At 68.4% G+C, this 14,848-nt stretch carries 10 protein-coding genes and 3 pseudogenes; 4 read left to right on the top strand and 9 right to left on the bottom strand.

Going from position 1 to position 14,848, the window contains the following annotated elements; genetic code table 11:
- Positions 1–113: 113 nt before the first annotated feature.
- From AC07F0_RS38235 to AC07F0_RS38210, 6 genes and pseudogenes are all read right to left on the bottom strand, one after another.
- Positions 114–880 (bottom strand): annotated as a pseudogene (locus AC07F0_RS38235) (transposase).
- Between the two features lie 114 nt (positions 881–994).
- Complete coding sequence (locus AC07F0_RS38230) at positions 995–3,529, bottom strand: winged helix-turn-helix domain-containing protein (RefSeq protein WP_478984773.1); 2,535 nt, start codon at positions 3,527–3,529, stop codon at positions 995–997.
- Between the two features lie 60 nt (positions 3,530–3,589).
- Positions 3,590–5,122 (bottom strand): MFS transporter, encoded by a 1,533-nt coding sequence (locus AC07F0_RS38225; RefSeq protein WP_478984771.1) that lies wholly within the window; start codon positions 5,120–5,122, stop codon positions 3,590–3,592.
- 392 nt (positions 5,123–5,514) lie between these two features.
- Positions 5,515–7,026 carry an FAD-dependent monooxygenase gene (locus tag AC07F0_RS38220; protein WP_478984770.1) on the bottom strand — a complete coding sequence of 504 codons (1,512 nt, stop codon included), beginning with the start codon at positions 7,024–7,026 and terminating at the stop codon, positions 5,515–5,517.
- A 755-nt stretch (positions 7,027–7,781) separates the two neighbouring features.
- Entirely contained in the window at positions 7,782–8,519 is a 738-nt protein-coding gene (locus AC07F0_RS38215) for a DUF3105 domain-containing protein (RefSeq protein WP_478984769.1), read from the bottom strand.
- A 294-nt stretch (positions 8,520–8,813) separates the two neighbouring features.
- Positions 8,814–9,650: an NAD(P)H-binding protein gene (locus AC07F0_RS38210; RefSeq protein ID WP_478984768.1), complete on the bottom strand. Its 837-nt coding sequence runs from the start codon at positions 9,648–9,650 to the stop codon at positions 8,814–8,816.
- A gap of 82 nt (positions 9,651–9,732) precedes the next feature.
- Between AC07F0_RS38210 and AC07F0_RS38205 the strand changes: the two genes are divergently transcribed.
- Entirely contained in the window at positions 9,733–10,707 is a 975-nt protein-coding gene (locus AC07F0_RS38205) for an AraC family transcriptional regulator (RefSeq protein WP_478984766.1), read from the top strand.
- 227 nt (positions 10,708–10,934) lie between these two features.
- Here AC07F0_RS38205 and AC07F0_RS38200 read toward each other — a convergent pair.
- Positions 10,935–11,060 (bottom strand): annotated as a pseudogene (locus tag AC07F0_RS38200) (universal stress protein); the annotation flags it as partial.
- A 73-nt stretch (positions 11,061–11,133) separates the two neighbouring features.
- Between AC07F0_RS38200 and AC07F0_RS38195 the strand changes: the two are divergent.
- A complete protein-coding gene (locus AC07F0_RS38195; protein WP_478984764.1) occupies positions 11,134–11,850 on the top strand; it encodes a VOC family protein in 717 nt (238 codons plus the stop codon).
- Between the two features lie 591 nt (positions 11,851–12,441).
- Here AC07F0_RS38195 and AC07F0_RS38190 read toward each other — a convergent pair.
- Positions 12,442–12,775 (bottom strand): annotated as a pseudogene (locus AC07F0_RS38190) (alcohol dehydrogenase catalytic domain-containing protein); the annotation flags it as partial.
- Positions 12,776–12,795: 20 nt separating this feature from the next.
- Positions 12,796–13,356, bottom strand: coding sequence for a PadR family transcriptional regulator (locus AC07F0_RS38185; protein WP_478984762.1), 561 nt, complete (start codon positions 13,354–13,356; stop codon positions 12,796–12,798).
- Between the two features lie 91 nt (positions 13,357–13,447).
- Here AC07F0_RS38185 and AC07F0_RS38180 point away from each other — a divergent pair, with 91 nt between their 5' ends.
- Entirely contained in the window at positions 13,448–13,867 is a 420-nt protein-coding gene (locus tag AC07F0_RS38180; protein ID WP_397874633.1) for an ester cyclase, read from the top strand.
- A gap of 25 nt (positions 13,868–13,892) precedes the next feature.
- A complete protein-coding gene (gene ku, locus AC07F0_RS38175; RefSeq protein WP_478984760.1) occupies positions 13,893–14,828 on the top strand; it encodes a non-homologous end joining protein Ku in 936 nt (311 codons plus the stop codon).
- Positions 14,829–14,848 lie beyond the last annotated feature (20 nt).

The following is a 14,848-nucleotide window of genomic DNA, read 5'->3' as shown; positions in this document are numbered from 1 at the left end:
GTGGGGACCCCCCTTCTTCCTGGGGAGACCCCCTCGACCCCCCCCCCCCCCCCCCCCCCTCCCCCCCAAGGCCAGTCTCCCGTGGACCTCTCAGGTCCCGCATGCGGCGGGAGTCATCCCGTGAGAGCGAGGTTGTGTAGGCGGGCAACGCCGTGCATCGCGTGGCGCACACCGTCGCCTCTCAGGCGGCAGTCGCGCAGGATCTTCCAGGTCTTCATACGGGCGAAGGCGTGCTCGACGCGGGCGCGAACCCGTTGTGGCTCTTGTTGTGGGCATGCTTCCAGTCGGGTAGTTCCTCGCCCTTGCGCCGGCGGTGCGGCATGATCAGCCCGGTGCCCAGGTAGCCGCCGTCCGCGATCGTCGTAGTGTTGCCGACTGCCTGCTTGGCACCGGACTCGGCCCATGCCCGGCAGTCGTTGCGGTTCCCCGGCAGAGGCCGGCCGACCACCACGACCAGGCGGGTGTCGGCGTCGATGACCACCTGGTGGTTCGTCGAGTAACGATAGTTCTTCGACTGCTCGGCGACCTTGTGGTCGCGGGTGGGTACCAGCGTCCCGTCCACGATCAGCACCGCGTCCTTGGCGAAGCGCCTGCGCGGGGCCAGCGTGAGCCTGGGGCCGAGGTGGTCGATGACGCGATCGGCGGTGGACTTCGACACTCCGAAGAGCGGCGCGAGTTGGCGCAGGGTCAAGTTGGTGTGCCAGTACGCGGCCACCAGTAGCACCCGATCCTCCAGGGACAGCTTCCACGGCCGACCACGGCGCGGCGCGTCGCTGCCCTCGCGGCGCAGCTGCCTCATCAACTTGCAGAAGGCACGCGGGCTCAGTCCGGCGAACGGGGCTATCCAGGACGGCTCAGACGCCGTGACCACACCAGCCACGGCCTAGATCATCCCACGGCAAGATCACTTACGGGACAACCCTTAGGCGACCCAGGGCAAGCGGACCGCCACGCACTCGATCGTCGGGCTGGACCTCTCGGAGTCGCCGGGACATTACCGTTGCAGCTGCTTGAGCAGCTTGCGCGTGCTGGGCGAGGGTGAGGCGTCGATCCGTGCCAGTGCCGTCTCGCAGCCCTGGAATGCCGTGAGGACGCCGTCGTAGTCGCCCAGGGCGTTCGCCGCGCGCATCCGTACGCGCCATGCCACCTCGCGGAGCGGGTCGATGGCGGTCGCCTGGTCGCAAAGGTGGGCGGCGTCGACGTACTGGTGGATTTGTAGTGCGAGTTCGGCCGCCGACGAGAGTGCGTCGGCGGCTTGCTGGGACAGTTTCCGTCGCCGCTCCTCCGCCCACTCCGAGGTGCGCTCCGGCAGGTAGTCGCCTCGGTTGCGGGCGAGTACCTCCTCGATCGCCGACAGCCTTGCCCGGCCGACCAGGCGGTGTGCCTGGGCGAGGTCGGCTTCGAACAGCAGCGACTGGCATCCCTGCGTCACCTCGCTGGCGAGAGTCAGTCTGTTCTGTTCGACGCTGAGGCGCCACTGTGGCGGCAGTGCCAGGTTCAGCTGGTGGACGGCTTGGCGCAGGTAGGCGCGGGACGAGCGGTCATCGCGTGCGAACAAGGCGTCCAGCACATCTCGGCGATCGGCGGATTGGCCGGGCCTGCTGCTCAGGTAGGAGAGCAGTTCCAGGCTCTTGCTGATGCGCAGGTGGGCTTCGATGCCGTCGACGGCCAGGGCGTGCCGTCCGAACTCCGTGACCGTCACGGCCGGAATGCGCTCCTGGACCTGGATGTTCGCTCCCTGGGCGGCGAGTGCCCGGCCGACCGCGTGCCATGGGGTGTCTGTTTCGGCCTCGGCGTCGATGCGTCGTGACGCAACGGCGGGAAACTCGGTGAGGATCTGGAGCAGTACGTGGTGGGAGTTCTGGCGGCCGGATACTTCGAGGGCCAGGTCTGCGGCCCGGTCGGCCTCGTCCTCGTGGCCGGCGCGCCATTCCGCCTCCGCCAGGAGTACCGCGGCGATGGGCAGTTCCTGGAAGAGGCCACCGGCCTGCATGAGCGATACGGCATCGCGCAGGCAGTCGAGTGCGTCGGCATCAAAACCGCCGCGCAGCAAGAGCCATCCTCGCCATGCTCGCGCTTTCGCCAGGGGCTGCTGCGCGCACTCGATGAGCGGGTCGCTCTCCAGTTCGTCGAGTATGGCCATGGACTCCGCGGCGTCACGGTGGTCACGGATTCTGAGCCTGACAAGCCCCTCTGTGAATCCGAGGTACCAGGCGCGTGCCCCGGCGTCGAGGGCGAGCTTACGGCCTTCCTCGATGGCCGCGATCGCTTCGGCAGGGCGCCCGGCGTCCAACAGGAGTTCCGGTACGACCGCGTGCAGGCTCAGGGAGTTGGGAGCCGAGTCGCGGGCTCGTTCGTACAACTCCAGGGCCCGTCGGGTGTGGCCCTGCGCGCGAAGCGCCCCGATCTGCCATGGAGTGGCCAGCGAGGTGCCCCAGTGGGACTCCAGGGAGACGTCGAGGTCGGTCAGGTGGCCGAACCAGTACTTCGCGAACAGCACGGCCGCGTCGAACGGCCCGCCCGTCAGCTCCGGTGGCGTATCCGTGCGGTACGAGGGATACATCGTCCCGAGTGTGTAGCGCACGGCGGCGACTTCCGCGCCGGGGCCGGCCAGCCGCAGGATCTCGGCCACATCATCGAGACGGCCACACTGGGCGTAGCAGTAGATCATCAGCGCCGCCGCCCGCTCGGATGCCCGCGCGATCTCGTCCCGGGCGCCGGAGGCGAGAAGCGCGTCGGCGATGGCCACTCCCCCTCGGTAGTCGTCGCGGGCCCAGGCGAGCATGAGTCGTGCCGTGGTCAGTTCCTGAGGCTCGTGGCCGGCCGTGCCGAATGCCGCCAGCCAGCGTTCGGCCACGGGCAGGTCCAGTCGCTCGATCACTCGCCGGACGGCGCGCGCCCCGCAGACGCGTGCCTCGCCGACTTCTCCGGCCTGCAGCAGGACCTCGGTGGCCTCCTCGTCGTGACCCTCGCCGGCCAGGAGTGTGCCGTGGGCCCGGCAGATCCGGCGCAGTTCCGCGTCGTCGCAACGGCTGAGCTGCTCCACCAGGAACTCCCGTAGGCGCGGATGGCAGCGCATCGTGCGCCCGTCCGGTGACCAGACGACGGGCAAGCGGACCGACCTCAGCGACTGCATCCGCTGCGCGGGCCTGTCCAGCCCAAGTGCCCTGGCACGCTCGGCCGTCACCGCGTCGAGGACCGAGGTCGTCACCAGGAAGTCCCGATCCGTCTCGGGCAGTTCACCGAGGATCCGGGAGGAGATGTAGCCGTGCAGCGGGTCGGCCTCTCCCCCGACGATCGCGGTGTGCTCCTCTGAGCGCCAGGCTTCGAACAGCACGCCGGTGACCCAACCGCCCGTCGCCGACACCGCCTCGGCCGCGTCGATCGTGGCGTTGTCGTTGAGCCGGAGAGCGTCAGCCGCCTCCTCGACGGTGAAGGCGAGGTCTTCTTCACGGAGAGAGGCCACCGAGGTCGGGTCGAGTTCCCGATGGACCGCCGGCGGGATGTCACGCCGGCTGACCAGGACCACACGTACCGTCCGCGGAAGGTAGTGCAGGAACGCGCCGAGCGTCCGGCGCCCTTCGTGAGGTCAGCCCATGTGGACGGGTGCCGCGCCCTCGGTGTGCTGCTGCTTGCCCGCGTTGACGGCCAGACCCGCGACCACCAGGCCCGCCAGGAACATGGCTCCCGAGGCGACGAAGGCCATGGTGTAGCCGTGCGTCAGCGCCTCACCCGCCCTCGACACCAGGCCGAAGTCCTTGGTGGCCAGGCCCCGGTAGAGGCGGGAGGCCGCCTCCGGGAGCTTGTCGTTGGCCGCCGACGTGGAGATCGTCGACAGGACTGCGAGACCGAGCGCGCCGCCGATCTGCTGCGCGGTGTTCAACAGCGCCGAGGCGACGCCCGTGTCCAGGTGGTCCACGCCGCTCACCGAGGTCACCGTCATCGGGACGAAGGCCATCCCCAGCCCGAGGGCGGTGACGAACATCGCGGGCATCAGGTGCGCCGGGTACGAGGAGTCGGCCTCCAGGGTGGCGAACCAGAACATGCCCCCCGCCGCGACCATCAGGCCCGGACCGGCGATCAGCCGCGGTGCGAAGTAGGTGACCAGCTTGGAACTGATGCCCGCGGCGGCCGCCATGCCGACGCTGAAGGGCAGATAGGCGAAGCCGGTCTTGACCGCGCTGTAGCCGAGGATCAGCTGCATGTAGAGGGTCAGGAAGTAGAAGGTGGCGAACATGCCCGCGCCGATGAACAGCATCGTGGCGTAACTGCCGGAGCGGTTGCGGTCCTTGAACAGGCGCAGCGGCATCATCGGGTCCGCCACGCGCGACTGGAGGAGCAGGAACGCGACGAGCAGCACCGCCGCCGTGGCGAAGGAGACCAGGGTCAGGCTGTCGGTCCAGCCGTGTTCGCCGCCGCGGGTGATGCCGTAGACCAGGGCGATCAGGCCGCCGGTACCGGTGATCGCGCCGGGGATGTCCAGGCGGCCGGGGTGGCGTTCGGCCTCGACGAGAGTCTTGGTGCCAGCGAGGACGGCGAGGCCGATCGGGATGTTGACGTAGAACACCCAGCGCCAGTCGAGTCCGTCGGTGAGTATGCCGCCCAGCAGCAGGCCGACGGTGGCGCCGATGCCTGCCATGGCGGCATACACACCCATCGCCGTGTTGCGCGCCTTGCCCGCCGGGAAGGTCGTGGTGATCAGGGCCAGCGCGCTGGGCGCGGCGATCGCGGCGCCGACGCCCTGCAGGACGCGGGCACCGATGAGCAGGCCCTCGTTCGGGGCCAGGCCGCCCAGCAGGGAGGCCAGGGTGAAGACGATGATGCCGACCTGGAACATGCGACGCCGGCCGAAGAGGTCGCCGGCCTTGCCGCCGAGCAGCAGCAGGCCGCCGAAAGCGAGCGCGTAGGAGTTGACGATCCAGGCCAGGTTCGCGTCGGACACGTCCAAGTCGGTCTGGATGCTGGGCAGCGCGATGTTGGTGATGGTGTTGTCGAGAACGACCATCAGCTGGGCCGCGGCGATCACGAAGAGCGCCAGGCCGAGGTTCCGGCCGCCCGGGGAAGCCCCGGACGTATCGGTACCCGCCTGCGCGGGGGCGGTGGTCGTGCTGTCGGCAGACAAGGAGAGCTCCAAGGGATGACGAAGGGGGCGCGGAAAATAAGCTTCACCCGGACAAGGAAGAAACCTGCAATGTCAAATCACTTCCGGGAGCATCCGAATGAAGTGGCTGCACGAACGAATGGCGCTATGTCAAGTGCCGTGTTCATCGAGCAATGCGAGTGCTTTGCGATGCACAGCCTGACCTCGGGACGGGACCCTAACACCCGACTGCCGCTGATATCGAACTCCGAGAACCGTATGCAGTGTGATTGTTTTCGGGCTTGACGGTCCGGTCGACATGTGAGCAAAACAGCCACTGGAAGAAATATCCCGTGCACACAAAGCTGGCCGGATTGTCAAACGCGGAATACTTCCAGGAATTCAGGACCGGCAGCCGGATGCGCAAGTCCGCGTCAGGCGGGAGCGCCGAACCAGGTGGTCAGGGCGGTCTCCAGGTCGCACTTGGCCGGAGCGGTCCAGCAGACGTAGCCGTCCGGGCGGATCAGGAGCGCGTCGGCGCCCTCACCCGTGAGCGGGATCTCCGGCACCCGGACCGCGTCGACACGGCCGGCCCACGGGCGGGCCGCGTCGGCAAACGCGGGGTCCGAGGTCAGCAGGACGCCACGGCCTGTGCGCAGCAGCTCGCTGACCCAGCGGCCGTCCACAAGCCGGACGTCCGGCATCCGGGCGCCCAGCAGCTCATGGGGCGCCCCGGCGTCGGCGCCGCCCATCGGATACCGGATTCCGAAGCCGGAGATCCTGCCCGCGAGATAGCGGTTGACCTCGGGCAGTGCCAGGAGCTTGGTGAAGAGCCCCCGCAGCGCGTCCACCCCCGGGTCCTCTTTCGCGAACATGAACGCCCCCTGTGCCTGGGTGTTCTCCAGCACTTCCGCGGCCACCGGATGCCGCTCGGCGTGGTAGGTGTCCAGCAGCCCTTCGGGGGCCTGGCCGAGCACCTCGGCGGCGAGCTTCCAGCCGAGGTTCATCGCGTCCTGAATGCCGAGGTTCATCCCCTGGGCTCCCGCCAGCAGGTGGATGTGCGCGGCGTCCCCGGCGAGCAGGACCCGCCCGACCCGGTACTGCTCGACCTGCCGCGAGGCATCGGTGAACCGGGTGGCCTGGCGGACCTCGGCGATCTCGGCCTCCTCGCCGTAGGACGCCTGCAGGGCGACCTCCAGCTCCGCCTTCGTCACCGGGGCGTCCCGGCTCTCCGGGCGGATGTCCGGGCCGATGGTGAACAGCTGATAGTGGCCGGGCTCGTCCAGCGGGATCAGAGCGGTGACCCGCCCGGCTGGCGCTTTGCGGGCGAACAGCCTCGCCGTGGATGTCCACTGGGTCGGCACCGCTTCCGAGCCCTGGCCGATCACCACGTCGGCCACGATGCCGAAAGCACGCGCATCGGTACCGGGGAAGGGAACACCGAGCAGCTTGCGTACGGTGCTCCGGCCGCCGTCGCAGGCGGCCAGATATGCGGCCCGCAGCGTCTGTTCGTCGCCGTCCGGGCCGCGCACGGTCGCCGTGACGCCCTCGTCGTCCTGGGACAGGCCGACCAGCTCGTGCCCGTAACGGACGCGGATCCCGTGGCCGACGACACGCTCTTCGAGCAACTCCTCGACCCGCGCCTGGGGGATACCGACCTGGTAAGGGCGCCGGGCCGACCAGCCGTCGTAGCTAAGCGGCACGGGCAGCCTGGCGAAGTGCCCCTCGGTGACGGTGGCGATGGCACGCTGGTGCGCGTCGTCGAGCAGGCCACGCAGGTCGAGTACCTCAGCCGTGCGCGGCTGCAGGTTGAGTGCCTTGGCCTGGACGCGGCGCTCGGGCAGCTTGTCCAGCACCACCACATCGACGCCCGCGAGCGCCAGCTCGGCGGCGAGTAGCAGCCCGGTCGGGCCACTGCCGACCACCACGACCTCGGTCGTCTCCATAACTTTTCTCCTGACACCACTGATTTGTTCCACTGAAAAATTCGGGAAATCCCCGAACGCGTTCGCCAGCGCTTCGCGCATCCGTACCTCGGGAAGAGGCAGCCGTCGGGCATTCAGCACCCCTGCCGACCTTGAACCAAGGTCAACCGAAACGGCCGGGAAATCTTCGTTCCCCGACATCGACAGATCGTGCCAGCGGGGTGTTAGCGGAGGAGAAACCCGAGGCCACGCACCCCGTGCCTGCTCCACCTGCACGAATACATGCCGTTCAGAGGTGGATGACCGGTGCGATTCAGAAGGCTGTGAACTCGTCAGATGCGTCGGCGCGCAAAGCGATTCCGTCGGCGGCCGGACCGCCGACCGCCGATTCGGCCGGGAGAAGATGAGGCTTCGCCGCATGGCCGGGACCCGGCATGCGCACCGGCCGACCAGATCCTGCGGGCGACGTCGCGCTGGACCGGGACGGGCTGTACCGGCGCGCGACGTCTCCAGGGCCGTACGAGCTCGGCTCGTCGGCGCTGCACTCGAATGGCATGCTCTGGAAGGCGCGGAGGATGAGAACGCCCAGCGGGGTGGGCGGCTCGCTGCCGTGTTGAAGGTGCCGACGAGGAATCCGCAGGCGTAGGGGAATCTTGCCGATGTCGCGCCCTCAAAGGCAGACACAGCCGACGTAAGCCCTGAACAGCATCGCGGGCAACGCGTGCAGGTCGCCTCTCGCCCTCAGGTTCTTCGGGGCGCGAGGGCAGGCATGCCCATCAGGGCGAGGTCAGGCCGCCTGTGCATGGGGCGCCGGGTTCGGGAGTCTGCGGGCCATGTACGTAGGCGGTGATGAACTCCTGAACGCGGGGGTCGGATGCCGTGTCGACGCTGAGCTGGTGTCCCCAGGCGGACAGCATGATCGTTCCGGACTGGCCGTTGACGGGACTCATCATGGTGTAAGGCGTCCTGGTGACCGTGTCGGCGAGTTCCTTGATGTCGGTGGCGGTGGCCGTGTCGTTGTAAGTGGCCCACACCGCACCGTGTTCGAGAGAGTGGACGGCGTTCTCGTTGCGGATCGGCTTGGTGTAGACGGTGCCCTCGCAGGTCATCCATGCCGCGTGGTGGTTACCTCCGACGGGCGGAGTCATGGGGTAGTCGACGGCGCCTTTGACGTGGTTGTACTTGAGTGTGTCGGCATCCCAGACCTGTTCGCCGTCTACCTGTTTCCTGACCGCGGCAGCTTTCCGCTCGCTGTCCTCACGGGCGCTGAATCCCCAGTAACCGACGAACCACGCGAGGACGATGGCGCTGATCGCCATGAGGAAGATGCGGTGGCGGCGCTCGCGGGCCCGGAGTATCGCCTGCATGCGGGCTTCGCGCCCCGCCGCGGCTCTCGTTGTTGTCGCGGCCCTTGTCCTGGTGGCCTTGCCCATGTGGGTGTGTCCTTGTCCCGCCGCACCGGGTGTCGAGTGAAATGGGGCCGGAATCGCGCGGCCGATGCGGATCACTTCCACGACGGCAACCGACGCCGCCGGGACCGGCCGACTGCGGTCGGCATGGCGCCCGGCCCGGCAAAACGGCAGGCTGACGCGGGGCCGACAGCCAGCCCCGGATCACCATGGTGCACAGCCACAACCTGGCCCAGCGGTTCCTACAGCGACGGCGCACGGATGGGACTCGCGGAGCCAGGTGGCCAATCGTCCCTCGGACGACACCAGTTACCGGCATCGGGCGCCTGCGCCTGTGCCCACCGCCGACCAACTGATGGGCTGGGTACGGGTAGTACGTGCGTGGCGGGCTCGAGAAGGTCAGGTGTTCCAGACGCCCTGCCGGGCAGCGGTCTTGGCGTAGTCGGAAAAGTCCCGGGGAGACCGGCCCAACGAACGCTGCACGCCATCGCCGAGTGTGGCGAGGCCGCCGGAACGGACGTACTCGTACAGACCGGTCGACAGTTGCACCCACTCCTCGGGCACTCCCTGAGCGCGCTGCTCGTCCGCGTACGCCTCCGGGGTCAGCGGCACGTAGCGGAGGTCGCGGCCGGTGGCCCGAGCAATTTCCTCGACCGCATCCTGGAAGGACATCAGCCGAGGGCCGCTGAGCTCGTAGTACCACCCGGCGTGTCCGGCCTCGGTGAGTGCGGCGACCGCGACCTCGGCGATGTCCTCGGCGTCGACGAACGCCTCCTTGCCGTCCCCGGCCGGCAGCCGTACCTCACCGCCCAACACGGGGTGGCGCAGGAAATCCTCGCTGAAGTTCTGGAAGAACCACCGCGGCCGCAGCACGGTCCACTCCAGGCCCGCGTGTTCCAGTGCCCCCTCTGCGGCAAGTACGGACTCGTGGTCCGGGCCCCCGCCCTCGGGCATGGACAGCAGCACCGCTCGCTGGGCCCCGGCCGCCGCGGCCTGCCGGGCGAACGTGGCAATGGTTTCCGCGGCGTGCGGGCTGCCGAGGTCGGGGACGACCAGGTACATCGCGGTCACACCCCGCAAGGCCGGCCCCCAGGTGCTCCGGTCCGTCCAATCGAAGGACGGCGTACCGGTACGGGAGGCTGCGCGGACTGCCGCGCCACGCTCCCGAAGCAGCCGCACAACTCGGCGGCCGGTCTTGCCCGTAGCGCCTGTCACCAGGATCGTCTCGTCGTTCATGGATTCAACTGAACCAGTCACCGTTGGCCCCGGCCATGCCGTGCAGGCTCAGGTCCATACTCGTTCGTCTACGCTGACCGGCATGGATGGCCCCATTGGACTGACCAGCACGGATCCGCTGACGGACCTCCTGAACGGGGTACGGACCAGTGGCGCGATCTTCAACCAGTCCTCCCTGACCGGCTCCTGGGCGGTGCGCTTCGAGGACGGCTCGCCGCTGGCCCTCGCGGTCCTCCTGCACGGTTCCGCCTGGATCACCCCCCAAGGCGGCGACCCGGTCCGGCTCGGTTGCGGTGATGTCGCCGTGCTGTGCGGGGGCGCACCATATGTGATCGCGGACGACCCGGCCACCGAACCGGACGTGATGATCCATCCCGGGGGCCGCTGCACTTCCACGCAGGGCAAGCAACTGGTCGGCGCGCGCGTTCCGGATGCCGGCACCTGGGACACGGCAGGGGCGGACAGCACGCTCCTGCTGAGCGGCCTGTACACCGTGGACAGCGGAACTCCAGGCCGGCTGCTCGCCGCCCTGCCGTCCCTGGCCGTCATCGAGGCGAACGTGGGCGCCTGCCCCGTCAGCCCGACGACCTTCGAGGAGATCACCCGCGAGGAGCCCGGACAGCAGATCCTGCTGGACCGGACGCTGGACCTGATGCTCATCACCGCCCTGCGCGCCTGGTTCACCCGTCCCGGCGCTCAGGTCCCCACCTGGTACCGGGCCCACAGCGACCCCGTGGTCGGCCCCGCCCTGCGCCTGATCCAGGCCGATCCCGCCCATCCGTGGACGCTGCCGGCCCTGGCGGCGAGGACAGGCGTGTCCCGGGCGAGCCTGGCCCGGCGCTTCACCACCCTCGTCGGCCGGCCGCCCATGACCTACCTGAGGGAGCGGCGCCTCGCCCTGGCCGCCGACCTGCTGCGCGAGCCCGACGCCACGCTCGCCACGGTGGCGGGCCGCGTCGGTTTCTCCAACGCCTTCGCCCTCAGCGCCGCATTCAAGAGGGAACACGGGGTCAGCCCGAGCGAGTACCGGATACGCGAGACGCGGGCGGCGACCTGACGAACGCCTCGGCTGTACGTAGGCGCGGCTGGTCCAGACCGGTAGCGCTCAAGTCGGTGGCCCGCATGGTGAAACCTTCGCGGGCAAAGTAGAGAGCGTCGCGGCCGTGCCCGGCGCCGAGCTCCAGAACCTCCGTCGCCCCAGACCGTTGGAAGACGCCGGGAGGACGGTCGACCTCATCACGGCACGAGGAGCGACACGGCCCCACCGTGCTGGGACCCGGCATGTCATGCTCGCTGCGGGACCACCGCCACCGGGCACTCGGAGTGGTGGAGCACGGTGTGTCCGACCAGGCCGAGCTGCGGCCCGAGGTGGGCGTGCCGCCGAGGGGCCCCGATGACCAGGAGACATGCACCGCAGTGGAAATTCTCTTGCGGAGTCGTCTGAGCTTCCGATAGCCAGCATCGAGACGACGAGGAGCAACGTATGACGACACGTTTGGGTTCATTGAACGAGTTCTGCTGGATGGACCTCAAAACTCGTGACTTAGCCGGCACCGCCACCTTCTTCTCGAAGACGCTGGGATGGCGCTTCGCGGTGGACGAAGACGACTGGCGCAGGGCCACCAAGGTGGCCATCGACGGCCACCTGATCGGCGGTGTGAGCGACTTGGCGAATCCGGTCTACCCACCAGACACACCCGCCCACATTGCCTACTACTTGGCAGTCGACAACGTCGATCGTCGTGCCGAAGCGGCGACGGTGAACGGAGCTCGCCTTGTCGTGCCTCCCTTCGACGCGGGCGATCAAGGCCGCTTGGCGACACTGATCGACCCGGTCGGTGCCGCCTTCTCCCTGTGGCAGCCACACCACTTCACGGGATGGACCTTCCCACCACAGATTGCGGGTGCTCCACACCGCATGGTCCTGACCTGCGATCAGCCTGACAAAGCCCGACACTTCTACGGGGAGACGATTGGCGCCCCTCTGACCTGCGCCGATTTCATCGCCGCGCGTGGACCCGGGCCATCCGACCCGCAGTGGGAACTTGCGGTCGAAGTCGACGATCTGGACAGCGTCGTCGCCCGCGCACACGACCACGACCACGACTCGGCCACCTGGTCCGAGGAGACCGGTCGTCGTGTTGTGCGGTTGAGCAGCCCAGAGGGACTGGCATTCCAGGTTCGCCGCCGGGAACGGTGACTCGATCACCGACCACGTAGTGCAGTCGGGCACGAGTCGCCACCTTCAGCTCAAATGGTCCCCACACCTTCCGGAAGGAGCTCGTGCAGAGAGCTCGGGATGCACGGACGGAACACCAACGCCCGCCACCCCGACGTGCTCGCCGCCCCGAGCGAGGAGCTCGCCCGCATCCAAGGAGAGAAGGCATCCGCTGGGACGGAAGCCCCGTCGCTACCGCGGCCTGCCCAAACCCGGCGAACCTTTCCGGCCACAGCACTAGGGGGCGTCGCTGCACCGCGTGAATCGTCAGGCGCGCGGTCGTTGAGCAGCACGACTCCATGTGCCGGGCCCCGGGGATGACCTCTCCCCTGGGGCCCGTGGTGTGGCGGGATCAGGTCAGACCGGAGGCCCGCTCGTCGAGGACCAGAATGTGGCCGGGCTTGCTGCCAGATCCTGGTTCCACGCCGCCATCGACGAGCGCGCTTATCCACCGCGATCTCGACAGGGACGTCGTCGGCCCTGGAACGTGTCCCGCTCCGGCAGTCGGGACGGCACCTCGAACCGGCGGCCGGCCGGCGCCTCGCGCACCGCGTCCAGGCGAAGGCGGGCCTGGGCCAGATCCGCAGGCACGACGGTGTACTGGGCTGCGGTGCCGAAGGGGCGGTAGGACTGGGCGCCGTACACCCATACCCGCTGTCCCAAGCGGTGGGCGTCGACTCCGTCGCCCACCGCGTCGATGACTCCGGCGGCATCGCTGTGCGGGATCACCCGCGGGTAGGGCATCGAGGAGCCGAGCCAGCCGCGCCGCTTCTTGGTGTCGCCGGGGTTGACGCCCGAAACGGTGACGCGGACGCGGACCGCCGGGGCCGGCGGTGGGGTCGGGTAGTTCGCCGACGTGCAGGACATCGGCGGCAGGGCCCTGTTCGTCGTACCAGGATGCAAGCATGGACGTACCTCCAGGGCCGGTCAGCTCGCGGGTTCGTCGAGCGGAAAGGAAGTGCTTTTGGTGGGCTCGTCACTGTCCAGAACAGCGTGTAGCCAGGCGCGTTCGGCGCTGCTGATGGCACGGGCGGTGAGCAGCATGCCGCGCCGGTAGGGGTCGGCCACCTCCTCGGCCCGCAGCGGCCTGTCACCGTCGTAGAAGAAGCTCGCCGGCTCCTCCAGGAACTCAAGCCGTCTGCGCAGCACCGCGTGCTGCTCGGACACCTCGGGCAGGTGCGAGAGGAACGCCAGGATAGTGAAGAAGCGGGTGAAGTCGGTGATCTCGTGGTCGGCCGGCTTGCGCAGCCGCTTCAGCAATTCGGTGCGCCCGGCGCCGGTCAGGCTCAGTACGTACCGCGCTGGGCCCGCACCCGGGTCGGCGCGCCGCTCCAGCAGGCCCGCCTTGGTGAGACGGTTGATCGCCGGATACAGACTGCCGTCGCTGACCGGCCGTGTGTACCCAGTCAGCTGCGAAACCCGCCGGCGCAGCTCGTGCCCGGGCAGAGCACCCCCGGCCAGGAAGCCCAGTATCGCTAGTTCGAGCATGCCCTCAGAATCCCACAATCACATCGAAACGATGTACACATCGAATCGATGTTACCTTGAGTCGGAATACCACCGCCATGAGGAGAGAAACATGCCGCTCGAAGCCGTGAAGTCAGTGATGAACCGCTTCGTCGAGTTCATCAACACAGCCGATGAGGATCTTGGCCGCGAGGTCATCTCTCCCGACGCGGTGTTCCATGCACCGAGTCATCCGGAGCCGCTTCGAGGCCCCGAGGGCTACATGGAGGTCATCGGCATGATGCGCAGTGGATTCCCGGACGTGCAGTGGACCCTGGAGGAGATGATCGGGGAAGGCGACACGGTGGCTGCACGGTTCACGATGCGCGGCACGCACGCCGGTGAGTTCTTCGGTATCCCCGCAAGCGGCAACAGGGTCTCGGTGCAGGCCATGAACTTCTACTACCTGGCCGACGGCCGGATTGTCGGCGAACGAGGTCAGCCCGACCTCCTTGGAGTCATGCAGCAGATCGGTGCCGTACCGGCACCATGAAGCAGGCAGGGAGCGCATACGTTCGATGCGGGAGGAGGGAAGTCCGGCTGCCCACCCAGATCACACATACACCTCAGCCGCTAGTTCAGAGAAGGTCACCGTGCCGATCTCCGTGGCCAGCGCCACGGAGGACCACTCGATCAGGTTCCACCAGTACCACCTGGAGGACATGGGCCGGGTGCGGGTGCGCAAGTACTGCGAGATCGAGGACCGTGAGGTCGACCAGGGTGAGATCGGCAAGGGCTACCAGCTGACCAAGGAGCAGGTCATCCCGATCAGCGACGAGGAGCTGCGTGACCTGCCCTTGCCGACGGCGAAGGCGATCGAGATCGTCGCTTTCGTGCCGCTGGACTCCGTCGACCCTCTGAAGATCGGCGAGGGCTACTACCTGGCGCCGAATGGACAGGTCGCCGCGAAGCCGTACAAGCTGCTGCGCATGGCGCTCGACCGGAGCAGCAAGGTGGCCGTCGCGAAGTACGCCTGGTCCGGACGGGAGAGGCTGGGCCTGCTGCGGGTGCGGGACGACGTGATCGTTCTGCACGCGATGCGCTGGCCGGATGAGATCAGGTCGCCGGAGGAGCTGCTGCCGCCGCCGGTCGAGCTGAGTGAGGAGGAGATCGACGGCGCGCTCGCGCTCATGGACACCATGACCCGCGAAGATCTTGAGGGTGAGGAGTTCCAGGACACCTACACCGAGGCTCTCTCGCAGATCATCGAGGCCAAGCGGGAGCACCGCGAGCCGCCGAAGCTTCAGGAGCCGGAGTCGGAGCCGGGGCAGATAGTCGACCTGATGGCCGCGCTGACCGAGTCCGTGCAGAAAGCGCGGGCGTCGCGTGGCGAGGACGCCGACGTGCACGAGCCGCCGAAGAAGAAGACGGCGAAGAAGCAGCCGGCCAAGAAGTCCACCGCGAAGAAGGCCGCGGCCAAGAAAAGCTCCGGGCGCCGGCCGCGCAGCGCCTAGGGTCTGTTGCGAAAGTGGAT

Source organism: Streptomyces sp. NPDC045955 (genome assembly GCF_056430805.1).
Note: the sequence above shows the minus strand (reverse complement) of the source record. Positions and strands in the feature narration are given on the sequence as shown.